The organism is Lysobacter sp. 2RAF19 (genome assembly GCF_052115395.1).
GTDB lineage: Bacteria > Pseudomonadota > Gammaproteobacteria > Xanthomonadales > Xanthomonadaceae > Noviluteimonas.
The window spans coordinates 499,355-522,965 of record NZ_JBFRGO010000002.1 but is presented as its reverse complement, the minus strand read 5'-3'; the positions used below and the strand labels follow the sequence as shown (position 1 = coordinate 522,965).

At 66.9% G+C, this 23,611-nt stretch carries 26 protein-coding genes and 1 tRNA gene; 11 read left to right on the top strand and 16 right to left on the bottom strand.

What is annotated here, in order from left to right:
* Nucleotides 1-12: 12 nt before the first annotated feature.
* Complete coding sequence (locus tag AB4059_RS09285; RefSeq protein ID WP_498978627.1) at nucleotides 13-1,401, top strand: M20/M25/M40 family metallo-hydrolase; 1,389 nt, start codon at nucleotides 13-15, stop codon at nucleotides 1,399-1,401.
* A 69-nt stretch (nucleotides 1,402-1,470) separates the two neighbouring features.
* Here AB4059_RS09285 and AB4059_RS09280 read toward each other — a convergent pair whose 3' ends face one another.
* Nucleotides 1,471-2,973 carry a peptide MFS transporter gene (locus tag AB4059_RS09280; protein ID WP_498978626.1) on the bottom strand — a complete coding sequence of 501 codons (1,503 nt, stop codon included), beginning with the start codon at nucleotides 2,971-2,973 and terminating at the stop codon, nucleotides 1,471-1,473.
* Between the two features lie 136 nt (nucleotides 2,974-3,109).
* Nucleotides 3,110-4,003: a tryptophan 2,3-dioxygenase gene (locus AB4059_RS09275; protein WP_498978625.1), complete on the bottom strand. Its 894-nt coding sequence runs from the start codon at nucleotides 4,001-4,003 to the stop codon at nucleotides 3,110-3,112.
* 48 nt (nucleotides 4,004-4,051) lie between these two features.
* Here AB4059_RS09275 and pdhA point away from each other — a divergent pair, with 48 nt between their 5' ends.
* Genes pdhA through AB4059_RS09255 form a run of 4 tightly spaced genes read left to right on the top strand, consistent with a single transcriptional unit; the run spans nucleotide 4,052 to nucleotide 7,914 of the window.
* Nucleotides 4,052-5,131 carry a pyruvate dehydrogenase (acetyl-transferring) E1 component subunit alpha gene (gene pdhA, locus AB4059_RS09270; protein WP_498978624.1) on the top strand — a complete coding sequence of 360 codons (1,080 nt, stop codon included), beginning with the start codon at nucleotides 4,052-4,054 and terminating at the stop codon, nucleotides 5,129-5,131.
* The gene (locus AB4059_RS09265; protein ID WP_498978623.1) at nucleotides 5,124-6,113 is read left to right on the top strand and encodes an alpha-ketoacid dehydrogenase subunit beta; all 990 of its coding nucleotides are present in this window, start codon (nucleotides 5,124-5,126) and stop codon (nucleotides 6,111-6,113) included. The genes pdhA and AB4059_RS09265 overlap by 8 nt, the downstream gene beginning before the upstream one ends.
* 11 nt (nucleotides 6,114-6,124) lie before the next feature.
* Nucleotides 6,125-7,522, top strand: a complete 1,398-nt coding sequence (locus AB4059_RS09260) for a dihydrolipoamide acetyltransferase family protein (RefSeq protein WP_498978622.1) — start codon at nucleotides 6,125-6,127, stop codon at nucleotides 7,520-7,522.
* Between the two features lie 11 nt (nucleotides 7,523-7,533).
* On the top strand, nucleotides 7,534-7,914 hold the full coding sequence (locus AB4059_RS09255) for a VOC family protein (RefSeq protein WP_498978621.1): 381 nt from the start codon (nucleotides 7,534-7,536) through the stop codon (nucleotides 7,912-7,914).
* A gap of 9 nt (nucleotides 7,915-7,923) precedes the next feature.
* Here the strand turns inward: AB4059_RS09255 and AB4059_RS09250 are convergent, their stop codons facing one another.
* From AB4059_RS09250 to AB4059_RS09240, 3 genes are all read right to left on the bottom strand, one after another.
* Nucleotides 7,924-8,973, bottom strand: coding sequence for a GGDEF domain-containing protein (locus AB4059_RS09250; RefSeq protein WP_498978620.1), 1,050 nt, complete (start codon nucleotides 8,971-8,973; stop codon nucleotides 7,924-7,926).
* Nucleotides 8,974-9,076: 103 nt separating this feature from the next.
* Nucleotides 9,077-9,385: a hypothetical protein gene (locus AB4059_RS09245; RefSeq protein WP_498978619.1), complete on the bottom strand. Its 309-nt coding sequence runs from the start codon at nucleotides 9,383-9,385 to the stop codon at nucleotides 9,077-9,079.
* Nucleotides 9,385-10,731: a tryptophan--tRNA ligase gene (locus AB4059_RS09240; RefSeq protein WP_498978618.1), complete on the bottom strand. Its 1,347-nt coding sequence runs from the start codon at nucleotides 10,729-10,731 to the stop codon at nucleotides 9,385-9,387. The genes AB4059_RS09245 and AB4059_RS09240 overlap by 1 nt, the downstream gene beginning before the upstream one ends.
* A gap of 124 nt (nucleotides 10,732-10,855) precedes the next feature.
* On the opposite strand from AB4059_RS09240, the gene AB4059_RS09235 reads away from it, so the two are divergent.
* On the top strand, nucleotides 10,856-11,641 hold the full coding sequence (locus AB4059_RS09235; RefSeq protein WP_498978617.1) for a hypothetical protein: 786 nt from the start codon (nucleotides 10,856-10,858) through the stop codon (nucleotides 11,639-11,641).
* Between the two features lie 108 nt (nucleotides 11,642-11,749).
* On the opposite strand, the gene AB4059_RS09230 is transcribed toward AB4059_RS09235, so the two are convergent.
* The 6 genes from AB4059_RS09230 to AB4059_RS09205 form a co-directional block, all read right to left on the bottom strand.
* Nucleotides 11,750-11,917: an entericidin A/B family lipoprotein gene (locus AB4059_RS09230; protein ID WP_498978616.1), complete on the bottom strand. Its 168-nt coding sequence runs from the start codon at nucleotides 11,915-11,917 to the stop codon at nucleotides 11,750-11,752.
* Between the two features lie 156 nt (nucleotides 11,918-12,073).
* Nucleotides 12,074-12,997 (bottom strand): arginase, encoded by a 924-nt coding sequence (rocF, locus tag AB4059_RS09225; protein ID WP_498959849.1) that lies wholly within the window; start codon nucleotides 12,995-12,997, stop codon nucleotides 12,074-12,076.
* 41 nt (nucleotides 12,998-13,038) lie between these two features.
* Nucleotides 13,039-13,114 (bottom strand) — tRNA-Thr (locus AB4059_RS09220).
* A gap of 31 nt (nucleotides 13,115-13,145) precedes the next feature.
* A complete protein-coding gene (locus tag AB4059_RS09215) occupies nucleotides 13,146-13,820 on the bottom strand; it encodes an SPOR domain-containing protein (RefSeq protein WP_498978615.1) in 675 nt (224 codons plus the stop codon).
* Nucleotides 13,817-14,530: a type III pantothenate kinase gene (locus AB4059_RS09210; protein WP_498978614.1), complete on the bottom strand. Its 714-nt coding sequence runs from the start codon at nucleotides 14,528-14,530 to the stop codon at nucleotides 13,817-13,819. The genes AB4059_RS09215 and AB4059_RS09210 overlap by 4 nt, the downstream gene beginning before the upstream one ends.
* Nucleotides 14,527-15,525, bottom strand: coding sequence for a biotin--[acetyl-CoA-carboxylase] ligase (locus AB4059_RS09205; RefSeq protein WP_498978613.1), 999 nt, complete (start codon nucleotides 15,523-15,525; stop codon nucleotides 14,527-14,529). Before AB4059_RS09205 ends, AB4059_RS09210 begins: the two co-directional genes overlap by 4 nt.
* Nucleotides 15,526-15,683: 158 nt before the next feature.
* On the opposite strand from AB4059_RS09205, the gene AB4059_RS09200 reads away from it, so the two are divergent.
* Nucleotides 15,684-16,004 (top strand): hypothetical protein, encoded by a 321-nt coding sequence (locus tag AB4059_RS09200; protein WP_498978612.1) that lies wholly within the window; start codon nucleotides 15,684-15,686, stop codon nucleotides 16,002-16,004.
* Nucleotides 16,005-16,025: 21 nt separating this feature from the next.
* The gene (locus AB4059_RS09195) at nucleotides 16,026-16,772 is read left to right on the top strand and encodes a M90 family metallopeptidase (protein ID WP_498978611.1); all 747 of its coding nucleotides are present in this window, start codon (nucleotides 16,026-16,028) and stop codon (nucleotides 16,770-16,772) included.
* A 1-nt stretch (nucleotide 16,773) separates the two neighbouring features.
* On the opposite strand, the gene AB4059_RS09190 is transcribed toward AB4059_RS09195, so the two are convergent.
* The 5 genes from AB4059_RS09190 to dusA form a co-directional block, all read right to left on the bottom strand.
* Nucleotides 16,774-18,189: an ATP-binding protein gene (locus tag AB4059_RS09190; protein ID WP_498978610.1), complete on the bottom strand. Its 1,416-nt coding sequence runs from the start codon at nucleotides 18,187-18,189 to the stop codon at nucleotides 16,774-16,776.
* Nucleotides 18,190-18,200: 11 nt separating this feature from the next.
* Entirely contained in the window at nucleotides 18,201-18,884 is a 684-nt protein-coding gene (locus AB4059_RS09185; RefSeq protein ID WP_156640792.1) for a response regulator transcription factor, read from the bottom strand.
* A 40-nt stretch (nucleotides 18,885-18,924) separates the two neighbouring features.
* Nucleotides 18,925-19,302 (bottom strand): hypothetical protein, encoded by a 378-nt coding sequence (locus AB4059_RS09180; RefSeq protein ID WP_498978609.1) that lies wholly within the window; start codon nucleotides 19,300-19,302, stop codon nucleotides 18,925-18,927.
* Nucleotides 19,303-19,432: 130 nt separating this feature from the next.
* Complete coding sequence (locus AB4059_RS09175) at nucleotides 19,433-20,344, bottom strand: arginine deiminase-related protein (RefSeq protein ID WP_498978608.1); 912 nt, start codon at nucleotides 20,342-20,344, stop codon at nucleotides 19,433-19,435.
* Entirely contained in the window at nucleotides 20,341-21,303 is a 963-nt protein-coding gene (gene dusA / locus AB4059_RS09170) for a tRNA dihydrouridine(20/20a) synthase DusA (RefSeq protein ID WP_498978607.1), read from the bottom strand. Before dusA ends, AB4059_RS09175 begins: the two co-directional genes overlap by 4 nt.
* A 265-nt stretch (nucleotides 21,304-21,568) precedes the next feature.
* Here dusA and AB4059_RS09165 point away from each other — a divergent pair, with 265 nt between their 5' ends.
* From AB4059_RS09165 to AB4059_RS09155, 3 genes are all read left to right on the top strand, one after another.
* Nucleotides 21,569-22,498, top strand: a complete 930-nt coding sequence (locus AB4059_RS09165; RefSeq protein WP_498978606.1) for a tyrosine-type recombinase/integrase — start codon at nucleotides 21,569-21,571, stop codon at nucleotides 22,496-22,498.
* Nucleotides 22,495-23,175, top strand: coding sequence for a hypothetical protein (locus tag AB4059_RS09160; protein WP_498978605.1), 681 nt, complete (start codon nucleotides 22,495-22,497; stop codon nucleotides 23,173-23,175). Before AB4059_RS09165 ends, AB4059_RS09160 begins: the two co-directional genes overlap by 4 nt.
* A gap of 87 nt (nucleotides 23,176-23,262) precedes the next feature.
* A complete protein-coding gene (locus AB4059_RS09155; RefSeq protein WP_498978604.1) occupies nucleotides 23,263-23,514 on the top strand; it encodes a helix-turn-helix transcriptional regulator in 252 nt (83 codons plus the stop codon).
* Nucleotides 23,515-23,611 lie beyond the last annotated feature (97 nt).

Sequence of the window (23,611 nt, the reverse complement as noted above, 5' to 3'; positions counted from 1 at the left end):
AAAGGATTGCCGATGACCCGCACCTTGCTGAGCGCGCTGCTCGCCCTGGCGATCGCCGCGCCCTGCACCGCTTCCGCCATCACGCCCGAACAGGCGCGCGCGCGGGAGATCTATTCGACCCTGATTTCGTACAACACCGCCGCCGGCAACGGCCAGGTGCCCGTGATGGGCGCGTGGCTGGCCAAGCAGTTCCGCGACGGCGGATTTCCCGATGCCGACATCCACCTGCTCCCCGTCGGCGAAACGGCATCGCTGGTAGTGCGCTACCGCGGCGACGGCACCGGCGGAAAGCCCATCCTGCTGATGGCGCACATGGACGTCGTGGCTGCCGATCCGAAGGACTGGACGCGCGATCCCTTCAAGCTGGTCGAGGAGAACGGCTACTTCTTCGGCCGCGGGACCAGCGACGTGAAGGATGGCATCGCGACCCTGACCGCGACCTTCCTGCGCCTGAAGAAAGAAGGCTTCGTGCCGACCCGCGATCTCATCATCGTCTTCACCGGCGACGAGGAAACCGAGATGGCGACCACGCGCGATCTGACGACCACGCATCGCGCGCTGATCGACGCCGAGTACGCGCTCAACGCCGACGGCGGCGGTGGCACGCTCGAAGAAGACGGCACCGCGCGCTCCTTCAGCGTGCAGACGGCGGAGAAGACCTACGCCGACTTCGAACTCACCACACACAACCCGGGCGGGCACAGCTCCAAGCCCATGCCGAGCAACGCGATCTATGAACTGGCCGATGCGCTCAAACAGGTACAGGCCTACGCGTTCCCGGTGATGTGGAACGACACGACGGTCGCGGAGTTGCGCGCCGAAGGCAAGGTGGCGCCCGGACCGATCGGCGCAGCGATGGCCGCCTTCGCGAAGGACCAGCACGATGCGAAGGCGATCGCGACGCTGGAAGCCGACCCCGGCAGCGTCGGGCGGATCAAGACCACGTGCGTGGCGACGATGCTGCGCGGCGGACACGGTCGCAACGCCTTGCCCCAATCGGCGACGGCGAACATCAACTGCCGCATCTTCCCGGGCACGGCGGTGGACGATGTGCGCAAGACCTTGCAGGGCCTGGTGGGCAAGAACGTCGAAGTGACGACGATCGGTTCACCGATCGCCACCGACGCCTCGCCGCTGCGGCCCGACGTGATGGCAGCGGTGACGCGCGCGGTGCACACGCTATATCCGGGGATCGAGGTGGTGCCGAACCAATCCTCGGGCGCGACCGACGGGATGTATTTCCGCTCGGCGGGCATTCCGACCTATGGCGTCGGCGGGATGTTCATGAAGGACAGCGACGGGTTCGCGCATGGCCTGAACGAGCGCGTGCCGGTGAAGGGCTTCTACGACGGGCTCGATTACTGGCACGTGTTGTTGACCGACCTGGGTGGCAAGCACTGAAGCCGCAGCGTCGCGCATAAAAAAACGGCGGCCGGAAGGCCGCCGTTTTCGTTTCGCGAAGAGCGTGGGTTACTTCACGCCGTGCATCAGTTTCTGGATCAGCGGCGCGACCAGGAACAGCAACACGCCGCCCACCATCAGGATGATGAAGCCCTGCGTGTAGCTGGCGTACGCCGAATCCACCGTCATGCCGGTCTCGCCGCTCGCGTGGCTGGCGAAGATGCCCGACAGGTTGTTGCCGATGCCCGTGGAGAGGAACCAGCCACCCATGCCGAAGCCGACCAGGCGCACCGGGGCGAGCTTGGTGGTCATCGACAAACCGATCGGCGACAGGCACAGCTCGCCCACCGACTGGATGACGTAGACCATGAACAAGGTCCAGAACGGGATCTTGCCGGCGGCGTCGACCATGCCCGACAGCGCGGCCATCAACAGCAGGAACGCCAGGCCGTTGAAGATGATGCCGATGCCGAACTTGCGCGGGATGGACGGGTTGTGGCGACCCATCTTGATCCACGTCCATGCCACGACCGGCGCGAGCGTGATGATCGCCAGCGAGTTCACCGACTGGAACCAGCCCACCGGGAAGATCCAGCCGCCGAAGGTGCGGTTGACGATTTTCTCGGCGAGGAAGTTGAACGAACTGCCGGCCTGTTCGAAGAAGCACCAGAACAGGATGTTGAAGGTGAAGATGATCAACATCGCGATGGCGCGGTCGCGTGCGGTCTTTCCGTCGCGGATGCCTTCCACGAGCAACATGCCGCACAGGCCCAGGAACAGCACCGTCAGCACGCCCTGCAGCTTCGCCGCATCGATGGCGAGCAGGAAGTAGTACACCGGGATCGACGCCAGGCAGAACAGCAGCACGTACAGCACCTTGTGCTTGCCGCCCGAGCCTTCGGCGGGACGACCGATGTTGCCGAGCTGGCGACGGCCGAACCAGAACCAGACCAGGCTGATCAGCATGCCGATGCCGGAGACGATGAAGACGATCTTGTAGGTCGGCAAGGTCGGCGTGCCGCCGAACATGTGCTCGGCCATCCAGCCGGTGAGCAGCGGCGCAACCATCGCACCCAGGTTGATGCCCATGTAGAACAGGGTGAAACCCGAATCGCGGCGCTGGTCGGCCTGCGAATACAAGGCGCCGACCATGGTCGAGATGTTCGGCTTGAACAGGCCGTTGCCCGCGATGACCGTGGCCAGGCCGATCTTGAAGACCGTCTGGTCCGGATAGGCGATCATGAACAGGCCGGCGGACATCACCACCGCGCCGAGCAGGATCGAACGTTGGTAACCGATGACGCGGTCGGCGATGTAGCCGCCGAAGATCGCCGCGGCGTACACGAGCGCGAGGTACGCGCCGTAGATGCGGCTCGCCGGTGCCTGGCCTTCGCCGGCGCCCGCGAAGAACTCCTGCACGATGTACAGCGTCAGCGCCCAGCGGATGCCGTAGAACGCGAAGCGCTCCCAGAACTCCGTCATGAACAACATCCACAACGGCCTGGGATGCCCCAGGACCTGTCGGAATTCCGGAATGGGCGCGCTCGCGCCCGATGTCGCCGCTGAACTCATGCGGTGGCCCCTGATGGTGGTTCGATGGGTGCGCCTGCCGGGATGGCAGGCAATCCTGTCGAGGTTTACCGGCTCCGGCGGAGCCCGTCAAACCTGAAATGTGTGATGTTGCAGCGCATCACGACGCCACCCGCATTCAGGCGGAGGGCTGTCCGTAGCCGGGCAGACCGATCACCGTGCGGACTTCGAACAATTCCGGGAAGAAGGTGAGCTCCAGCGCCTGCTTGAGGAAGCCGACACCACTCGAGCCACCGGTGCCTTTCTTGAACCCGATGATCCGCATCACCGTGCGCATGTGGCGGAATCGCCACAGCTGGAACTGCGTTTCCAGGTCGACCAGGTCCTCGCACAGGTGGTACGCCTCCCAGTGCGCGTTGGTGCCCTCGTAGATCGCCTCGAACACCGGCACCAGGTCGGGCGAGAACACGTGCGGCTCCGACCAGTCGCGCTCCAGGAACTTCGCCGGCACGCGATGGCCGTGGCGCGCCAGGTACATCAGCGCCTCGTCGTAGAGGCTCGGCGCTTCGAGCGCGTCCTTCAGGCGCGCCTGCCCTTCCGGGTCGTGGGCGAACACGCGCAGCATCTGCGCATTCTTGTTGCCCAGCAGGAATTCGATCGTGCGGTACTGCAAGGACTGGAAGCCCGAGGAGGGCCCGAGGATCTCGCGGAACTCCATGTATTCCGACGGCGTGAGCGTCTCGAGCACCGACCACATCTCGGTGAGCTGGCGCAGCACCTGTTTGCAGCGCGCGAAGATTTTCTGGCACGGCTCCAGGCGGTCGGCGCGCAGGTGCGCGATGGCCGCCGACAGCTCGTGAACGAGCAGCTTCATCCACAGCTCCGAGACCTGGTGCTGGACGATGAAGAGCAGTTCGTCGTGGTGCGGCGGCGTGGAAAGCGGTTGCTGCGCCGAGAGCAGGCGCCCGAGCTGCAGGTAACCCCCATACGTCATCCGGCCTTCGAGATCGGTGTGGATCCCGGCCTCGAGGGGGCGCTGGTTTTGGGCCCCGGCGTTGTCTTCAATGCTCATGCGGGAAGGGTATCATCCGGGGTTCCTGTCGCCCGAGCGCAAGTCCGCATGACCCTCGCCGCACAGTTCCAGATCGAATACCTGCAGTACCTCGGTCCCGACGGCAAGGCCGTCGCCGATCTGCCGCAGGCCTTCCGCGATGCATCGGCCCTGGTGCCGCTGTTCAAGCAGATGTTGTACGTGCGCACCTTCGATGCGAAGGCCATCGCACTGCAACGCACCGGCAAGCTGGGCACCTACGCCAGCTGCCTGGGCCACGAAGCCACGCACGTGGGCATCGGGGCGTCGATGGCGCCCGAAGACGTCTTCGCGCCCAGTTACCGCGAGTACGGCGCGCAGTTCATGCGCGGCGTCAAACCGCGCGAAGTCCTGATGTACTGGGGCGGCGACGAACGCGGCAACGATTTCTCCGGCCCCAAGCACGACTATCCGTGGTGCGTGCCGATCGCCACGCAATGCCTGCACGCGGCCGGCGCCGCGCTCGCCTTCAAGTTGCGCGGCGAGAAGCGCGTGGCTGTCACCTGTTGCGGCGACGGTGGCAGTTCGAAGACCGACACGTACGCGGCGATCAACTCGGCCGGCGCGTACAAGCTGCCCTTCATCCAGTGCATCATCAACAACGGCTGGGCGATCTCGGTGCCCCGCAATTCGCAGACCGGTGCGCAGACGCTCGCGCAGAAGGGCCTGGCCGGTGGCCTGCACTGCCTGCAGGTGGACGGCAACGATCTGATCGCCGTGCTCGAAGGCATGCGCCGCGCCGTGGCGCGCGCGCACAGCGGCGAAGGCGGCAGCGTCATCGAGTTCATGACCTATCGCCTGCACGACCACACCACCGCCGACGATGCGCGCCGCTATCGCGACGAGGCCGAGGTCAAGGATGCGTGGACGCGCGATCCGATCCCGCGCCTGCGCACCTACCTCACCGCCGCCGGCGTCTGGAACGAAGCGCAGGAAACCGCGTGGATCGAGGAGAGCGCCAAGCTCGTCGACGTGGAGATCAACGCGTATCTGGAATTGAAGGTGCAGCCGGTGACCGCGATGTTCGATTTCCTCTACGCTGACCCACCGCCCGACCTGCTCGCGCAGCGTGCGGCCGCCGTCGCCCTGGAGGGCAAGTCGCATGGCTGATGCTCCCGCGATTACGTTGATCGAAGCGATCACGCAGGCCCTCGCCTACGAAATGCGCGCCGACGAGACCGTCGTCGTGCTCGGCGAAGACGTCGGCGTCAACGGTGGCGTGTTCCGCGCCACCGCAGGTTTGCAGGCGACCTTCGGTTCGCAGCGCGTGCTCGACACGCCGCTGGACGAAACCACCATCGCCGGCCTCACCGTCGGCCTGGCCTCGCAAGGCATGAAGCCCGTCGCCGAAGCGCAGTTCGACGGCTTCGTGTATCCGATGGTCGACCACATCATCTGCCACGCCGCGCGCTTCCGTTACCGCACGCGCGGCCGGCTCACGTGCCCGATGGTGTTGCGCGTGCCGTGGGGCGGTGGCATCCGCGCGCCGGAGCATCACTCCGAGGCGAACGAATCGATCTTCACCAACGTGCCGGGCCTGCGCGTCGTGCTGCCCTCCTCGCCCGCGCGCGCCTACGGCCTGTTGCTCGCCGCGATCCGCGATCCGGATCCGGTGATCTTCATGGAACCCAAGCGCATCTATCGCCAGTACAAGGAAGTGGTGCCCGACGACGGCGAAGCCCTGCCGCTCGACGTGTGCTACGTCCTGCGCGACGGCACCGACCTCACGCTCGTGACCTGGGGCGCGCAGGTGAAGGAATGCCTGGAAGCCGCCGAAGCGCTGGCGAAGGACGGCATCAGCGCCGAAGTCATCGACGTGGCCACCTTGCGTCCGCTGGATTTCGCCACCATCGCCGAATCGGTGAGCAAGACCGGTCGCTGCGTGATCGTGCACGAGGCGCCGAAGACCGCGGGCTTCGGTGCGGAGATCGCGGCGCGGCTTGCGGAGGAGTCGATGTTCGACCTCGTCGCGCCGGTCGAGCGCGTCACCGGCTACGACACGCACATCCCGTTGTTCCGCCTGGAAATGAAGTACCTGCCGAGCGTGGACAAGATCGTCGCCGCGGCAAAGCGCGCACTCGCGCACGCATAAGGACTGGACGCATGACGACGAAACAATTCCTGCTCCCCGACCTCGGCGAAGGCCTGCCCGACGCGACGGTCGTCGAGTGGTACGTCAAGGTCGGCGACACGATCAAGCTCGACGACAACCTGGTGTCGATGGAAACCGCGAAGGCGGTCGTCGACGTGCCTTCGCCCGTGTCGGGCAAGGTGCTGAAGGTCGGCGGCGGCGCGGGCGACGTGATCGTCACCGGCACGCTGCTCGCCGAGTTCGAAGTCGATCCCTCGATGCCGCAGCGCGCCGAAGGCCAGGACACGGGCCATCACCACGGTCCGCCGAAGGGTGCGGGCGCGCACCTGAGCGCCGAGAACGTGGTCGCCTCCGACGAAGGCGGCGAGATCACCGAAACCGACAAGCCCGCACCGAAGGCCGAGCGCGAAGACAGCGGCACCGTCGTCGGCGCGATGCAGTCCTCCGATGCGGTGCGCAGCGAAGCCGCGGTCGCGGTCGGCGGCGTCAAGGCCCTGCCGGCGGTGCGCGCGCTTGCGCGCAAGCTGGGCGTGGACATCGCGCGCGTGCGTGCGACCGGCCCCGATGGCGTGGTCACCAACCAGGACGTGAAGAATGCGGCGGCCGATGGGTCGGCGAAAGTGGGGGCGGCGGCTCCGGTGCAGCGCGGTCCCGGCGTTTCCCCCTCCGGCGCTGGCGCGCCGACTCCCCCCGCAGGGGGGAGTGGGCAGCGTTCGACCTTGTCGCAAGCCGGCAAGCCGATGCGCACGCAGCCGCCGGGCGTGCAGGCGTCGGGCCAACCGGAACAACTCAAGGGCGTGCGCCGCAACATGGCGCGCGTGATGGCCGATGCGCATTCGAAGGTCGTGCCGACGACGTTGAGCGACGACGCCGACATCCACGCGTGGGCCCCGGGCAACGACATCACCGGCCGTCTCGTGCGCGCCATCGTCGCCGGCGCGAAGGCCGTGCCGGCGCTCAACGCCTGGTTCGACGGCGAGGCGCTCACGCGCACGCTGCATCCGCATGTGGACATCGGCATCGCGGTGGACACCGACGACGGGTTGTTCGTGCCTGCGCTGCGCAATGCCGACATGCTCGATGCGCGCGGCGTGCGCGAAGCGGTCAACCGCCTGCGCACGCAGGTCGAAGACCGCACGATCCCGATGACCGAACTCACCGGCTACACGATCTCCCTGTCGAACTTCGGCATGTTCGCCGGCCGTTACGCGACACCGGTGATCGTGCCGCCGACCGTGGCGATCATCGCCGCGGGCAAGGGCCGCCACCAGATGACGCCGGTGATGGGCGGCTTCGAATCGCACAAGGTCATCCCGCTGTCGCTGACCTTCGACCACCGTGCCTGCACGGGCGGTGAAGCGGCGCGCTTCCTCAAGGCGATGCTGGACGATCTGGCCAAGGCCAACTGACGGAGACTTCCATGGCGCACCGCAGCCGGCTCGCAGGTTTCATCATCGACTGCAACACCGACGACCACGCGGCCGCCGCGGACTTCTGGAGCCAGGCGCTCGGCCTGCCGAAGGCCGAGCACTACACCGAGGAAGGTGCCGAGTACACCAACCTGGCCAACACGCCGGGCGCGTTGCAGGTCGAAGTGCAGCAGGTCGCGCATCCCTCGCGCGTGCACCTGGATATCGAAACTGACGACCAGGACGCGGAAGTCGCGCGCCTGGAAGCGCTGGGCGCCAGGCGCGTGGAATGGGTCAAGCGCTGGTGGGTCATGGAAGCGCCGACCGGTCAACGCTTCTGCGTGGTGAAGATGCGCCATCCCGAAAAGGGCGCAACGCCGAACGAGTGGTGATTTAGCGCTTTAACGCGGCGTATCGTCCGCGACCACGCGATTCCGCCCGCCCTTCTTCGCCCGATACAAGGCCTGGTCCGCGCGTTCGAACACGCCCTCGGGCCCATTCTGCGAAGACGGCCCGTCGGCGATCCCCACCGACACGGTGACCGGCACCGGCAATTCCAGGTGCTCGACCGCGCGGCGGATGCGTTCTGCGATCTCCGCGCCGCCGTCCAGGCGCGTGTCGGGCAACACGACGAGGAATTCCTCGCCGCCGATGCGCGCGGCGATGTCGTTGGCGCGCACCGAACGCGACACCGCATCGGCCACTGCGCACAGCACGCGATCGCCGAACAGGTGCCCGTGCTTGTCGTTGATGCGCTTGAAGTGGTCGATGTCCAGCACGAGCATGACGTAGGGCTGCGCGGCGAGTTCGCGCTGCACGTCGCTGCGCGCGCGCAGGCGTTCCAGGCCCGCACGGTTCCACAGGCCGGTGAGCTGGTCGTGGTGCGCGGTGTATTGCAGGTCGTCGTGGCGGCGCTGCAAGTCGGCGCGCGCATGGCCCTGCTCGAGCATGAGCCGGCGCAACTCGAACAAGTGTTGCGTTTGCCGCGCGAGCAGGCGCAGGCCTTCCAGTTGCGGCAGACCCAACATGCGCGGCACGACGTCGGCCACGCTGAGCACGCCGAGCGCATGGCCATCGGGGCTGAGCAGCGGCACGCCGGCATAGAAGCGCGGGCGCATGCCGAGCAAGCGGCGGCGCTGCGCGTAGACCGGATGCTGCTCCAGATCCTGCACGACGAGGGTTTCGAACGGCGCATCGATCGCGTGGCCGCACAGGGAACGCTTGCGCTCCAGCTGCGGTTGGTCGATGCCGATGCGCGCCTTGAACCACAGGCGGTCGTTGTCGATCAGCGCGATCGCCGCGGCCGGCATGTCGCACAACGTCGCCGCCAACCGGACGATGTCGTCGAAGGCGCTTTCCGGTGCGGTGTCCACGATCGCGTAAGCGTCGAGCGCCGCCTGGCGCTCCGCTTCGCGGACGTCGAACACGATGGAGGAGGGAACGGCGGACATGGCGTGCGGGGGGGACGCAGGACGCTCTCGAAGACCGGCTTCCCTGCCGACACGATGGAACTGAACAGGCGCCAGATTTTACCGATCGGGCGCCATCAAACCGTTACTGCTTCCGCAACATGCGGCGCCGGACCCAGAACGCAAGCCCGAGGGCGGCGAGGAACACGCCATATGAGACGGACGTCCCAACGATCTGCTGCCACATGCGCCCATAGCCCCGGTCGGCCCACTCCAGCGCCCAGTGCAGGCTGGCGACGAACAGCAGGGCCGAGGCCGCCAACGCCCCGAGGTCGAACCACGTGCGCCAGGACGGACGCGGCTGCCGCGGATAGAGCCAATAGAGCACGGCGAGGATGAGGAACCAGGGAAGGAACAGGAGCGCGGCGAGATTGACCTCGACGAGGGCGTTCATCACGCCTCCTCGGCGAAGCGGGCGAGCGCGGCGCGCAGGTCGTCGACGCTGCCCTCGGGCGGCACGCGACCGAGCACGCCGTCGCCGAAGCGGACGACACCGGCTTGCGCATCGAGCGTGCGCCCCGCGTCCTGCTTGGCGCGGGCCACGAGTTGGCCGGCGTCGCGCGCCGAGTCGAAGCCTTCGCTTTGCAGCAGCACGCGGTCGCCATCGACGAGTTTGAAGTAGAACTTGCCGTCGGCCTCGCGGTATTGCTTGAAGGTCGCCGCGGCGCGCTTGGCTTCCTTGGTTTGCGCAGCGCTTGCCTGGGTCGACAGATCCCGCAGGCCCACCGATTCGCGCAAGGCGTGCATCAAGGGCGTGGCGTACTGTGCGCGCAAGCGCTTCGCACCGTCGCGCAGCAGCGCTTCGATCTTCGCAGGCTCGGCCATCAACGCTTCGTACTTCTCCCGCAGCGGCGCGATGTCGCGATCGATGCGTTCGAACAATTGCTGCTTCGCATCGCCCCACGCGATGCCGTCGGCGAAGGCCTTGCGCATCGCGATCACTTCCTCGGGCGCCGCGAAGGCCTGGTACAGCTGGAACAAGGCCGAATCCTGCGTGTCCTTGGCTTCGCCCGGCGCGCGCGAATCGGTCTTGATGGCGAAGATCAGCTTCTTCAATTGCTCGCGCGGCGCGAACAAGGGAATGGTGTTGTCGTAGCTCTTGCTCATCTTGCGGCCGTCCAGGCCGGGCAAGGTGGCGACGTGTTCTTCGATCGCCGCTTCGGGCAACGCGAAGAACTGTTTGCCCGCCGGTTCACCGTACAGATGGTTGAAACGCTGGCCGAAGTCGCGCGCCATCTCGATGTGCTGCACCTGGTCGCGGCCCACCGGCACCTTGTCGGCGTTGAACAGCAGGATGTCGGCGGCCATCAACACCGGATACATGAACAGGCCGGCGGTGATGCCCGCATCGTCGTCGGTTTGTTCGACGCGGTTCTTGTCCACCGCGGCCTTGTAGGCATGCGCGCGATTGAGCAGGCCCTTGCCCGCCACGCAGGTCAGCAGCCAGGTCAGTTCGGGGATCTCGGGAATGTCGCTCTGCCGGTAGAACCAGACCTTCGCCGGGTCCAGGCCGCAGGCGAGCCACGCCGCCGCGATCTCCAGCGTCGAACGTTGCACGCGCGCCGGTTCCTGCACCTTGATCAGCGCGTGGTAGTCGGCGAGGAAGTAGAAGCTCTCGGTTTGCGGATCGAGGCTGGCGGCGACGGCCGGGCGGATGGCGCCCACGTAGTTGCCGAGGTGCGGCGTCCCCGAGGTGGTGATGCCGGTGAGGACGCGGGTGCGGGGAGCCTGGGCGGCCATGAAAACGGTGTTCCTTTTCGCAGGCATTCGAGCAGGCGCCCAGTGTAACCGGCGGCCGCCTCAACCCCGCCGGCCGCGGCGGTGCGTTGGAGGAAACGCACCATCCCCTCGCGAGGCGTTCCCCATGTTGCGCACCACGCTCTTACTCGGCTCCTTGCTCGCCACCACCCTGCTCGCGTCGCCGCAGGCCCACGCTGCGCTGGTCGACATCGACCTGGTCGACCGCGACACCGGGCAATGGCTGCCCGAAACCCCCTTCCGCGGCGACATCTGGGTCGCCGGCAAGCCGGGCCACCGCTATGGCGTGCGCCTGACCAACACCAGCGGCGAGCGCGTGCTCGTGGTGCTTTCCGTCGATGGCGTCAATGCCGTGACCGGTCAAACCGCGCGGCCTTCGCAGGCCGGCTATGTGCTCGAGCCGTGGCAGAGCACGGAAATCGCGGGATGGCGCAAGTCGATGGACGACATCGCGCAATTCGTCTTCACCGATTTGCCCGATTCCTATGCCGCGCGCACGGGACGGCCGCGCAACGTCGGCGTCGTCGGCATCGCGGTGTTCCAGGAAGCGCGGCCCGTGCGATACGAGGAGTACGACGCACCGTCATCGGCCAACGGCGCGGCGCGCGATGCGGCGGCGCCTGCGCAATCGCGCGCGAAGGCCGCGGCCGAAGCCAGCGAACAACCGCAACGCCTCGGCACCGGGCACGGCGCACGCGAATGGTCGCGGGTCGAACGCACCGACTTCGTGCGCGCCACGCGTTCGCCTTCGCAGGTGACGGAACTGCGTTACGACGACTACAACACGCTGGTCGCGATCGGCGTTTATCCGCGTCCCCGTCCGCCGTATTGGCGCGACACGCCGCGCGCGTTCCCGAACGGCTTCGTTCCCGATCCGCCGGGCGGTGGATGAGGCGCAAAGGAAAAGGGACGGCCCGGGGTCCACCGGGCCGTCCCTTTCATAGCTTCCATGCATACCGCGGCGCCACTCCTGTACGCCGCTTCCCTCCCTCGTCGGGCCTCAGCAATGGCTGTCCTTGCAGTCCTCGGCCTTGTCTTCCACCTTTTCGCCCGCCTTCTGCACGTCCTTGCCGGCGCCAGCCATCGTGTTGCAGGCGGCGAGCATGTTCATCGAGAACATGGCGAGGATGAGCAGGTAAACGGAGCGCTTGAGTGCCGTACGATTCATCGAATGTCTCTCCTGGGGATGGAAGGGACGACACTCCGCCGTCCGCGAGGGCATTCCACGCAAGCGGCCGTGAACGCGGTGTCGAATGCGACACAGCGTTGCTCGGTTCGTTCAGGGATTGATTCGTCGCGTGCAGGCCGCGTCAACGACGCGTCGTCAGTCGCGCATCAATGTCGACTTGCCGAACAGGCTCTCGACCAGGTCCACGGCCAGCTGCGCGGTTGCATTGCGCGCATCGAGCAAAGGGTTGAGTTCGACGATGTCCAGCGAACCCATGCGCCCGGTGTCGGCGATCATCTCCATCACCAGTTGCGCTTCGCGATAGTTCGGGCCGCCGGGCACCGTGGTGCCCACGCCGGGCGCGATGCTCGGGTCGAGGAAGTCGACGTCGAAGCTCACGTGCACATGCGTGTCGGCGTCGACGCCTTCCAGCGCGGCTTCCATCGCGCGCTTCATGCCGACTTCGTCGATGTAGCGCATGTCGTACACGTCCAGCCCGTGTTCCTTGACCAGCCGCTTCTCGCCTTCGTCGACGGAACGGATGCCGATCTGGCGGATCTCGCCGGCCTGCAATGCGGGCGCGCTGCCGCCGATGTTGGTCAGTTCGCGCGGGCCCAGGCCGCACAGGCACGCGACCGGCATGCCGTGGATGTTGCCCGACGGCGTGACGTTGTGCGTGTTGAAATCGGCGTGCGCGTCGAGCCAGAGCACGCGCAGTTTCTTCCCGGTGCGCCGGCAATGCTTGGCCACCGCGGTGATCGAACCGATGCCCAGGCAATGGTCGCCGCCCAGCAGGATGGGCATGCGCCCGGCCGAGAGTTCGGAGGCCACCGCTTCCATGACCACGCGGTTCCAGTCGACGACTTCCTTCAGGTGCCGGTAGCCATCGTTCGGCGGTTGCCACGGATTGCGCGGGCCATCGAGGTTGCCGCGATCGACCAGGTCGATGCCGCGCGCGATGAGCGCCTCGGGCAAACCCGCGATGCGCAGTGCTTCGGGGCCGAGGCCCGCACCACGATGACCGGCGCCGACGTCTGTCGGCGCGCCCAGGAGACTGACGGGGGGATAGGTGCGAGCCATGCCGGGATGGTATCGCATGCGGCGCGGGACGCCGCGGAGCGTGGTGCCGGCAGTCAGAATCGAACTGACGACCTACCGCTTACAAGGCGGTTGCTCTACCAACTGAGCTATGCCGGCGAAAGCGCGGGCATCCTACCCCATTGGCGCATCAGCGCAACGACGCGCAGTCCGCCGGTTGCGTGCGCGGCGCGGCGATGTCCCGCGCGGCGAGGGCTGCGTCGAAGGCCGCCGGTGCGGCGACATCGATCCAGCCCTGCGTGCGCACGTCGCCGATCGGTTCGACCTGCACGTCCGCGAACCCCTTCGCCTGCACCTGCGCCTGGCGGCGGCGCGCGGAGTCTTCACTGCCGAAACGCCCGAGCGCGACGCTGTCCTGATCCACGCCCGCCGGCATGACGAGCAAATCGTCCAGGCCCGCCGCCGTCATGCGATCGGCGAGGGCCTGCGCGGCTTCGCGGCTGGCCTGGCGCGGCGCGAACACGCGCCACCCGCGCGGCGCGCCGCGGATTTCATTGCGCACCGTCGCGCGTAACACCTGCGGTCCCAACCGCTCCTGTGCGCGGCGCAACAAGGCGGGATTGTCGAAGGGACCGAAGGAGACGCAACGCGCATCGGCCGGGATCGCGGCGACGGCCACCGATGCGGCGGGGACCGGCGTCGCGGGGCGCGGGCGTTGCGGCGCCTCCTGCAGCAATTGCAGGCGCGGCACGCCTTCGGGCGCTGCGATGCGGTCTTCCTGCACGGGCGGCTTGCGCGAGACCCACCACGCGGCGACGCCGAGGTTCATCACGACCAGCAACACGATGAGGGCGCGTTGCTTCATGCAACGACGTCCATGAGCGCCCAGCGCGCGAGGCCTTCGAGCACGAGCGCCGGACGGGCGTGCGCGTCGTCGAGGTGCGCGTGCAAGGGCGCGGCGCCGCCGCCGTGCAACAGCAATTGCGGGCGCGTGCCGAGTTGGCGCGTGGCTTCCGCGACACTACGTTCGACGAGCGCGAGCGCCGCACCTTCGCAACCGGAGACGAGGGCGTCTTCGGTGTCGTCGGCGAATTCGACGTACGTGCCGCCCGTCGGCGCAAGTTGGGTCGCGCGGGCGTGCAGCATTTCGCGCATGAGCGTCGGCGAGGGGGCGATGCGGCCACCGTGGTGGCGTCCGGTGCCGTCGACCAGGTCGATCGTCAGCCCGGTGCCCACGCCGACGATCAATGCAGGCCACGCATCGTATGCGCCGGCCATCGCGAGGAAGCGGTCGACACCAAGTTTCTGCGGATGGGCGTACGCGATGCGCAACGCGCCGAAGGCCACCGACGTGCGCGCGAGGCAGATGCGGCGAAAGCGCTGCGACAAGGCATCGAGCAACTGCACGCGCGCGTCTTCGCCGGCGACGCTGGCGACATACGCCACCTCGCCCGAGGGCAAGGCATCGACTTCGGAAGGCGCGCAGGCACGCACGGCTCCGACGCTGCCGTCCGCGCCGAGCGGCGCGCACTTCAGTCGCGTGTTGCCGAAATCGAACAGCCAGTCCTGCTTCATGCCCCGCGTGTCCGAACGCTGACTTCGCCGGAGTGGACCACACGCACCTGACCGTCGTCGAGGCGAACGCGCAATGCACCGTCGGGCGCGAGGCCTTCCGCGACGGCGTTCCGCTTTCCGTCGTGCTGGTGCAGGACGATCGGGCGGCCGGCGAGGGCGTCGACCGCGGCGTGTCGCGCGAGGAAGGGATCGAGCCCATCGCGATCGAACAGGCCCAGGGCCGGCAACAGATGCGAGAGCACGACCGCCGCGATGGCATTGCGTGTGTGCAATTCGACGCGTGCGTGTTCGGCGAGCGCGGCCAGGTCGCACCAGGGTTGGTCGATCTCGCGCGCGAAGGCCGAGGGCATGCGCACGTTGAGGCCCAGGCCGATCACCGCGCGCACGGGGCCGCCGTGTTCGCCGCCGCCTTCGACGAGCAGGCCGCCGAGCTTGCGCAGGCCGGCGCCGTCTTCGACGACCAGGTCGTTGGGCCATTTGAGTTTGACGTCGGTGTAGCCGAGCGCATGCAGCGCTTCGGCCGCGGCCACGCCGGCGACCAGGGGCAGGCCGCCCAGGCGCGCGAGCCCGCCACCGAAATGCCGCGCGATCGACAGATACAGATGGGCTGCCAGCGGCGAAGCCCAGGTGCGTCCGCGCCGACCGCGGCCGCCGGTCTGGCGTTCGGCCAGCAAAACGTCCGCTTTGCGCACATCGGTGCTGCGGCGCAGCAGTTCGGTATTGGTCGAGTCGATCGACCACGCCAGTTCGAAGGTACCAATCGCCTCACGCACCGGCGCGGGGAGCGCTCGCTGAATGGCGGTTGCGTCGAGCAGGTCGATCGGCTGTTCGAGTGCGTAACCGCTGCCGGGGCGCGCCGCGATGCCGACGCCGGCCGCGCGCAAAGCCTCGATCCGCTTCCAGATTGCCGCGCGCGTGGTGCCGGCCGCGCGGGCGAGGGAATCGCCGCTGGCAGGGCCTTGCGCCAGCCTTGCGAGGAGGTCGCGGTCGTCCATGCGGGTCGGGGCCGGCGCGGGGGAAGCGGCGATTCTACGTTTCCCCCGACCGACAGGCGGTCGCCGGCCCTTGCAACGTTCTGCGTGCAGGCCGCATCCACGTTATAGTCCGGGGCCTGTTCCCCTGGCCGTGCACCCCACCGCACCAGGATCCTGCCATGACGTCCCGTGCCCTGTTCTGCGTATTGATGCTGCTCGCCAGCACGGGCGTTGCTGCGCGCGATGTGCACCTGGCCGGCCCCGGCGGTGGTGGCGGTGGCAAGGGCGGCAGCCTGCAGCAGTGCGACGAAGTCGAGAACGCCGTTGCGGCGGCCAATGCCAAGACCCCGGCCAAGCCGCGCGTCACCGCCTCGATCTCGCAACCGGTGCGCGCCAAGGCCGTGAAGGCCTTGCCTGCCGCGCGCGGCGATACGGACGAGGATGCCCCGCGCATGCCGACGCCGCGTTGGCACAGCTTCCTGCCGGGCATGTTCCGCTAAGCCTGCCGCAAAGCTCGTCGCTTGCGTTCGCTTTTCCGGCGCCTCCTGCGCCCCGACCCCATCGATGAAGCGCTCTGGCGCGAGGCGATCGCGCACGTTCCCTTCATCGCGCCGCTCGATGCCCAACGACAGGCGAAACTGCACGTGCTCGCCTCGCGCTTCGTGCACGAAAAAGCGATCACGCCGGTCGGCGATCTGCATCTGGACGACCTCCAGCGCATCCAACTCGCCGCCCTGTGCTGCCTGCCGCTGATCGAGTTCGGCGCCGAGGGACTGCACGGCTGGTCGCAACTGCTCGTCTATCCCGATGCCTTCCGCGTCAATCGCACGCACGTCGATGCCGCGGGCGTGCTGCACGAATGGGACGACGAGCTCATCGGCGAAGCGTGGGAAACCGGCCCGGTGATCCTGTCGTGGGCCGATGTGCAGGCGGATTTCGAATCGCCGCGCGAGGGCTTCTGCGTGGCCGTGCATGAGATCGCGCACAAACTCGATGCGCTCGACGGCGTGCTCGATGGCACGCCGCCCTTGCCGCGTGCCTGGCAACGCGATTGGGCGCGCGATTTCCAGACGGCCTACGACGCGTTCGCCGATCGCGTGGACCGCAATCGGAAGACGGACATCGATCCTTACGCGGCCGAGGCGCCCGAGGAATTCTTCGCCGTCTGCACCGAATACCACTTCAGCGCGCCGGCGTTGCTGCGCAAGGACATGCCGGCGATCGCCGCGCACCTGGAACGCCTGTACGGCCCCTCGCCCTTCGCCTGAGTCAGAGGCCGGGCGGGAGTTTCACTTCGAAGCGCGCGCCACCCAGTTCGTCCGAACGTCGCACTTCCAGCTCGCCGCGATAGCCACGCACGATGTCCTGCACGATCGCCAGGCCGATGCCGTGGCCCTGCACGCGTTCGTCGCCACGCACGCCACGCTGCAGCAATTGCGCGACGCGCTCGGTCGCGATGCCCGGGCCGTCGTCGTCGACGGCGAGCAGCAAGCCATCGCGACGCCCGGGTGAGGTGTCGCCCACGCGGACGGTCAGCAGCACGCGCGACTTGGCCCACTTGAAGGCGTTCTCCAGCAGGTTGCCGAGCAGTTCCTGCAGGTCGCCGGGTTCGCCGTGGAAGCGCGCATTGGGATCGAATTCGAATTCGCACAACACTTTGCGCGAGGAATACACCTTCTCCAGCCCGCGCACGATCTGTTCGGCGTGCGGTTCGATGTCGATGGGCGCTGCGAACAACGCATGGCCGCTGGAGGCCGCGCGCGCGAGTTGGTAGGACACCATTTCGTTCATGCGCCGCAATTGCGTCGCCACTTCCTCGCGCAACTCCGCTTCGGGCGTCGGGTTGTCCAGGCGCGCGCGCAACACCGCGAGCGGCGTCTTCAGGCTGTGGGCGAGATCGGCCAGCGTGTTGCGCTGGCGGTCGAGGTTTTCGCGCTCGCTCTCGATGAAGGCGTTGATGCTTTCGGTGAGGGGTTCGAGTTCGCGCGGATGCTGCGCACTCATGTGCGCCAGTTGGCCGCGATGCACGCGCCTGAGTTCGCCGACGACCTGGCGCAACGGACGCAGGCTCCAGCGCAGCACGAGCATCTGCAGCAGCAACAACACCAGCCCCGCGCCGCCGAGATAGCCCCACAACGCGCGGCGGAACACGCGGATCTGCGATGCGAGCGCGCTGGTGTCTTCGGAGATGTAGACGGTGTACGGGAACTCGCCCTGCGGCCCGCCCTCGGCCCACACCAGCCCCTTGCCGAGGCGGTAGATCTCGCCGGACTGGCCGTTGCTGCGGGTGATCGGCAGCGGGCCTTCGAACTTGTCGACCGCGGGCGCGAGCATGCCGCCCAGCGGAAGCTCCGGGCCCTGCGCCGAAGGCGAATCCCAATGCCCGTTCGGCAACACCACTTCGGCATACAGCCCGCTGCCGGGGCGCTCGAAGCGCGGCTCGGGCGGGGTGTCGGGAACGTAGAGGGTGCCGTCGCGCAGGAACTCGATGCCGCTGGCGTATTCCAGCGCGTAGCTTTCAAGGCGCGTGCGGAGATTGCTCTGCGCGGTTTCGAGGAACGCGCGGTCGAGCGCGTAGCCGGCGAGCGCGAGGAAGGCGACCAACCCCAGGCTGGCCGCGAGCAGCTGCCGCGACTGCAATGAGCGCGCGCGCCACCGAGCTTTGTCGAAGAGCGCGTCGCCCACAGGCTAAGAGGTCAATCCCCGCTGCGCGGGATCGCGAAGCGGTAACCGCGTCCGCGCACGGTCTCGATCGGCTTGAGCTCGCCTTCGGGATCGAGTTTCTTGCGCAGGCGGCCGATGAAGACTTCGAGCACGTTGGAGTCGCGGTCGAAATCCTGCTGGTAGATGTGCTCGGTGAGGTCGGCCTTCGAGACCAGCTCGCCGGCGTGCATCATCAGGTACTCGAGCACCTTGTATTCGTACGAGGTCAGGTCGACGTTGCCGCCGTTGACCGTCACCGTTTGCGCGGCGAGGTCGAGCACGACCGGGCCGCATTCGAGCGTGGGCTTGCTCCAGCCCGCGGCGCGGCGCACGAGCGCGTTGATGCGCGCGAGCAGTTCCTCGACGTGGAAGGGCTTGACCAGGTAATCGTCGGCGCCTTGCTTCAGGCCTTCGACCTTGTCCTGCCACGAGGAACGGGCGGTCAGGATGAGCACGGGGAATTTCTTGCCCTCGTCGCGCAGGGCCTTGATCAATTCCATGCCCGACATCTTGGGCAGGCCCAGGTCGATGATGCCGAGATCGAAGGGCACTTCGCGCCCCATGTACAGGCCTTCTTCGCCGTCCTGGGCGGAGTCCACGGCGAATCCTTCGCGCTTGAGGCGGGCCGAGAGGGTTTCGCGAAGCGGGGCTTCGTCTTCGACGAGCAGGATGCGCATGGTGACTCCGTGTCTGCGTAAGGCCTGAGCGGCCGTTGGCTCAGAGGGTGGGGTCGCCGTCGTCGTCGGAGCGTGTACGGGGCTTGTCCTGCCGCCGTTTCCCGCCGTCCCGCGGCTTCGCCGCCGGATCATCCCAGAACACACGCACGCGACCCTTGTCGTCGATGATCTTGACACGATTCACGTCGCGTCCGTCGGACTGCACCTGCTCGGCGCTGAGCACCTGGCCGTTGCGCTCGGCGCGCCGCACCGATTCGGACAGGCCCTGCTGCTGGTCGCGATGCGGCGAGCGCGGCTGCTGCTGCGGTTGCGGCGGCTGCGGCTTCGGCGGCTGCGGCTGGGCCCACGCCACGGCGCACGCGCCCGACAGGGCGAGCGCCAGCGACATTCGGGACAGGGACAGCGACAGCGACGACATGGGCGGTCGGCTCGTTGATCCAGCAGGGGAGGCCATTTTTCGAACGCGGCAGTGAATCACGTCTGAACTTTTTCTTCACGCGGGGGCGCCGTTCATGGCCGGTCGCGCCGGCGATGACGTTGCGCACCCCTCAGAAGAGCTCCCCGACGCAACAGCGGAGGGAGCCACCGGCCGCCTCGATAGCCCCCATCGCAACCGTGCGGATCTCGAAACCCGCATGGGCGAGGGCCTGCCGCGTCGACGCCGAGAGGGCGCGGCCGGCCCCTGCGCTCATCCACACGACCTCGTGCGACAGGGCGATGGCGTTGCCCGCGAAGGCCGCATGTTCGGCCTCCGACAGGACGATCGCGTGCGGGGCGTACAGCGCGCGCAGCGCCTCGACCACCGCCGGGTCGGCGAATCCGCGCGGACACACGAGCGCGGCGCGACCGGCAAGCACCGCCAGCACGACGTTGGTGTGGTATTCGCCCGGCGCCAGGTCGAACAGCAACGTCGCGCGCAGCCCGAGCGCTTCGTGCATCAGCTGCGCGCCGATTTCGTCGCAGCGTTCCGACAGGCCGCACCAGCCGATGCCCCGCGCGCGGTCGATGACCAGCGCGCCGGTGAGTTCGCAGGGATGCACCTGGTCGGAGAGATCGATCTCGGCGTAGTCGAGCACGCCGCCGAAGAACGCACGGATGTCGGCGCGCGCGGCCTCGCGCTGGCGCACCGCATGGCGCATGCGGCCGACGATGTAACGCCCCTGCCCCGTCGCGAAGACGTTGTTCGGGAACAGGCCGTCGGGCGCGTCGGGATCGCCTGGGAAACAAATCGTCGGCACGACTTGCGCAAGCGCGCGATGCAGCGCGCGATGTTCGTCCGATGCGCGCGCCGCGTCGAAGCCGGCCTGGTCGGCCATGTAGCGGTTGTCGGTGGCCGACTCGGTTGCGAGGCGAAAGCCGTCGGGCGCGACCAGGAAAGCGGCGCGCGCGGTGGGCGGGCCGAAGTCGTGCGCGAGCGTGCGTGCACGGGCGAGGAAGGCGCCGACGTCGCGCGTGATCATGCGACCAGCGCCGGCGATTGCGTGAGCGCGAGCGCGCGTTCGACGAGCGCCCAATCGGCGCCGGGCTTGTGCGCGCCTTCGCTCAGCACCTGGCGGAAGGCACGGCCGCCGCGTTCGCCCGCGAACAGGCCCAACAGGTGGCGCGTGATGTGTTTGAGATACACGCCGCGCGCGAGTTCGCCTTCGACATACGGACGCAGCGCGCGCAGCAATTCGCCGCGCGAACGCAAGGTGCCGCCGAACCAGGCGACATCGAGGCGATGCAACAGATACGGATCGTGATACGCCGCGCGGCCGAGCATCGCGCCGTCGACATGTCGCAGGTGCGCCGTCGCTTCGTCTTCGGTCGCGATGCCGCCATTGACGATCACCTGCAAGCCGGGCCGATCGCGCTTGAGCGCATACGCCCAGTCGTAGCGCAGCGGCGGGACTTCGCGGTTCTCCTTCGGCGACAGGCCCTTGAGCCAGGCGTTGCGCGCATGCACGACGAACATGCGGCAGCCCGCCGCGGCGACGGTGTCGATGAAGGCAAGGAAATGATCGTAGTCGTGGTCGTCGTCGACGCCCAGGCGGCATTTCACCGTGACCGGGATGTCGCAGGCCGCGACCATCGCAGCGACGCTGTCGGCGACGAGCGCCGGCTCGCGCATCAGGCAGGCGCCGAAACGCCCGGCCTGCACGCGATCGGACGGGCAACCGCAATTGAGGTTGATCTCGTCGAAGCCATGTTCTGCGCCGATGCGCGCGGCCTGCGCGAGCAGTGCCGGTTCGCTGCCACCCAGTTGCAGCGCCACGGGATGTTCGATCGGATCCATCGCGAGCAGGCGCGTGCGATCGCCCAGGACCACGGCGTTGGCGTGCACCATTTCGGTGTACAGGCGCGCGTGCGGCGCGAGCGCGCGATGGAACACGCGGCAATGCGTGTCGGTCCAATCCATCATCGGAGCGACTGACAACATGATGTTTCTATGTTGTTGTTTTGGCTGCATTTTGATTTAGGCGTAGAGCGTTTAAACGCACCGTGTGCGAACTGTCGTGCACACGCAGTGCACACGCGGGAATGATTCGGGTAATAATCGGTACACGATTGGACGGACACAGATTGCACACATGGCCTCTTTTACCCAGCTACCGTCAGGCAAGTGGCGCGTTCAAGTGCGACGCGGTGGATTGTATAGGGCTGCCACATTCCCCCTGAAACGCGACGCGGAAGCGTGGGCGCGCATGGTCGAGGGCCAAGCGCACCAGGTGGCGGCTATCGGGCACGCGCAGCCTCCGAAGACCGCGACTGTGAGCGATCTAATCGACGGATACCTGGTGACGAAGGCCGGGGCTGGCGGCAAGACCAAAGCGGCAACGCTGGCCATGCTGAAGACGCGGCTTGGTAAGGTGAAGCTCCGCGCGCTATCAGCGATTGTTCTACGCGACTTCATCGACAAGCGAATCGAGGATGGCGCAGGCGGCGTGACCATCGCTGCCGACCTGTCGTTCCTTGGCGCAGTCCTGAAGTGGGGACGGCACGCGCGGCATCTCGACGTCCCCGCCGACTTGCCAGCAGAGGCACGCGCGTCGCTCAAGCATCGTGGCTTGGACACGAGGAGCAAGGAGCGCGAACGCGAGCCGACGGATGCCGAACTGAAGCGACTTTTCTCGCATTGGGAGTCCAGGCCACGACAGCGCATCGACATGGCGACTTTGTGTCGCTTCGCGCTGGCGACGGGCATGAGGCTGGGTGAGATATGTGGGCTGCGGGTCGAGGACGTCGACCTGAAGCGCAAGACGGCGTTGATTCGTGACCGCAAAGACCCCCGCAACAAACTCGGCAACAACCAAATCGTTCCGCTGCTGCCGGCGGCGGTCGAAATAGTGAAACCGCTAGTGTGCGATCGCGAAACGGGTTTCGTGTTCGGCGTTAAAGCTGATTCGGCCTCGACAGCTTTCACTCGCGCATGCAAGGCGGTCGATCCTCCCATCGATGATCTGCACATGCACGACCTTCGACACCGAGCTACAGCAGAATTCTTCCGCATGGGCTTGGACATTCCACGAGTGGCACTGCTGACGGGCCACAAGACCTGGACTATGCTGCGCCGATACACGTCGATCAAACCGGAAGACGTGCACTCATTCATTGAAGGGGCGAATCAAACGTGACAAACCGCAAACCCAACTTCACTGTCAAATCGGGCTTCTGGGTTGACCCGAATCATCTGCCGGACGTCGTCCGCTCCGACCTGCTGTTGGAACTGAAGGGGTCCGGGCTAGACAACGGCCAGCAGGAAATAATGCTCGCACGCGCGAACCAAATTGCGCAGATTCCTCACACTGGCGACGAGCCTATCGCCAAGCAGTCTAACCAACTAGAGAAAATCGTTTCAGACGTGCACCGCCTGCTAAACAGTTTAAACGCCCTAAGCGAGGCGACCATCGCCACACTGGAGATGCACGCCCGCGAGGCCCCGGTCCTAGAAGACCCAAGCCCCATCGCGTTCGATATTGTTGAAAAGCTCACTGCCGCGGAATCGAATGGAATCCTTGCCGATTCGTGGGAGTGGATTAACGCGCTCGGCGCCGCCGCCGAATACGCGATTTCTCAGCAAGCACCTTCGAAGCAAGCTAAACCGAAGCAGGCCCGCGCGCGAGCTGTCGTTGCTGGCCTCGCAAGTTGCCATCTGACTCTGACAGGTAAGGCTCCGCCTTCGGACCCCGCTTCCTGGTTCGCCGGCTTTGTGGGAAGGCTCGCGAATCACATGGGACTGGAAGTCGGCCCGCGCATCGTCAAGTCCGGCATTGAGCTGGTGACGTCCTCAGACGTTGATGGGAAGAAATGATCTATCAACGTCGGAGCGCTAAGCGCGCCTGAGAGTTGGAATAGCCCCGTACATAGAACGGCAACTCGCCGAGAACAACGGGGCAACATGATCCAAGATCAACAAAACGAAATCGAGCGCATTCGAAAGATGGCAGACAGCGTCGATTGTCTGCTGGAAGATGACTTCAGGCTGTTGGCTGGGGCCACGAAATCCACCGTTGAAGCGTGGCGCAAGCGCGGACAAGGGCCAGCGTATATCCGCCTTGGTAACCGTGTTCTGTACCCGCGCGAGGCCGTCTCGGAGTACCTCCGCTCGATCACGCGCGAGCGCAACACTGCTACGGTATCTCTTCTGTGAGCCGCCGCTCGCGAGGTCAACTTCGGTCATGGCGTACGGAGGCCGGAGAGTTCTTTCGACTTGTCACCCGCCCTCCCGAGGACGGTGACCCCAAGTC

Coding starts and splice junctions, on each gene's coding strand:
- AB4059_RS09265 (WP_498978623.1), top strand. CDS start 5,124: ATGGCTGATGCTCCCGCGATTACGTTGATCGAAGCGATCACGCAGGCC.
- rocF (WP_498959849.1), bottom strand. CDS start 12,997: ATGGCTCGCACCTATCCCCCCGTCAGTCTCCTGGGCGCGCCGACAGAC.
- AB4059_RS09200 (WP_498978612.1), top strand. CDS start 15,684: ATGACGTCCCGTGCCCTGTTCTGCGTATTGATGCTGCTCGCCAGCACG.
- AB4059_RS09155 (WP_498978604.1), top strand. CDS start 23,263: ATGATCCAAGATCAACAAAACGAAATCGAGCGCATTCGAAAGATGGCA.
- AB4059_RS09260 (WP_498978622.1), top strand. CDS start 6,125: ATGACGACGAAACAATTCCTGCTCCCCGACCTCGGCGAAGGCCTGCCC.
- AB4059_RS09235 (WP_498978617.1), top strand. CDS start 10,856: ATGTTGCGCACCACGCTCTTACTCGGCTCCTTGCTCGCCACCACCCTG.
- AB4059_RS09285 (WP_498978627.1), top strand. CDS start 13: ATGACCCGCACCTTGCTGAGCGCGCTGCTCGCCCTGGCGATCGCCGCG.
- AB4059_RS09245 (WP_498978619.1), bottom strand. CDS start 9,385: ATGAACGCCCTCGTCGAGGTCAATCTCGCCGCGCTCCTGTTCCTTCCC.
- AB4059_RS09275 (WP_498978625.1), bottom strand. CDS start 4,003: ATGAGCATTGAAGACAACGCCGGGGCCCAAAACCAGCGCCCCCTCGAG.
- AB4059_RS09210 (WP_498978614.1), bottom strand. CDS start 14,530: ATGAAGCAGGACTGGCTGTTCGATTTCGGCAACACGCGACTGAAGTGC.
- AB4059_RS09205 (WP_498978613.1), bottom strand. CDS start 15,525: ATGGACGACCGCGACCTCCTCGCAAGGCTGGCGCAAGGCCCTGCCAGC.
- AB4059_RS09175 (WP_498978608.1), bottom strand. CDS start 20,344: ATGATCACGCGCGACGTCGGCGCCTTCCTCGCCCGTGCACGCACGCTC.
- AB4059_RS09250 (WP_498978620.1), bottom strand. CDS start 8,973: ATGTCCGCCGTTCCCTCCTCCATCGTGTTCGACGTCCGCGAAGCGGAG.
- AB4059_RS09165 (WP_498978606.1), top strand. CDS start 21,569: ATGGTCGAGGGCCAAGCGCACCAGGTGGCGGCTATCGGGCACGCGCAG.
- AB4059_RS09230 (WP_498978616.1), bottom strand. CDS start 11,917: ATGAATCGTACGGCACTCAAGCGCTCCGTTTACCTGCTCATCCTCGCC.
- AB4059_RS09215 (WP_498978615.1), bottom strand. CDS start 13,820: ATGAAGCAACGCGCCCTCATCGTGTTGCTGGTCGTGATGAACCTCGGC.
- pdhA (WP_498978624.1), top strand. CDS start 4,052: ATGACCCTCGCCGCACAGTTCCAGATCGAATACCTGCAGTACCTCGGT.
- AB4059_RS09185 (WP_156640792.1), bottom strand. CDS start 18,884: ATGCGCATCCTGCTCGTCGAAGACGAAGCCCCGCTTCGCGAAACCCTC.
- AB4059_RS09255 (WP_498978621.1), top strand. CDS start 7,534: ATGGCGCACCGCAGCCGGCTCGCAGGTTTCATCATCGACTGCAACACC.
- AB4059_RS09180 (WP_498978609.1), bottom strand. CDS start 19,302: ATGTCGTCGCTGTCGCTGTCCCTGTCCCGAATGTCGCTGGCGCTCGCC.
- dusA (WP_498978607.1), bottom strand. CDS start 21,303: ATGTTGTCAGTCGCTCCGATGATGGATTGGACCGACACGCATTGCCGC.
- AB4059_RS09240 (WP_498978618.1), bottom strand. CDS start 10,731: ATGGCCGCCCAGGCTCCCCGCACCCGCGTCCTCACCGGCATCACCACC.
- AB4059_RS09280 (WP_498978626.1), bottom strand. CDS start 2,973: ATGAGTTCAGCGGCGACATCGGGCGCGAGCGCGCCCATTCCGGAATTC.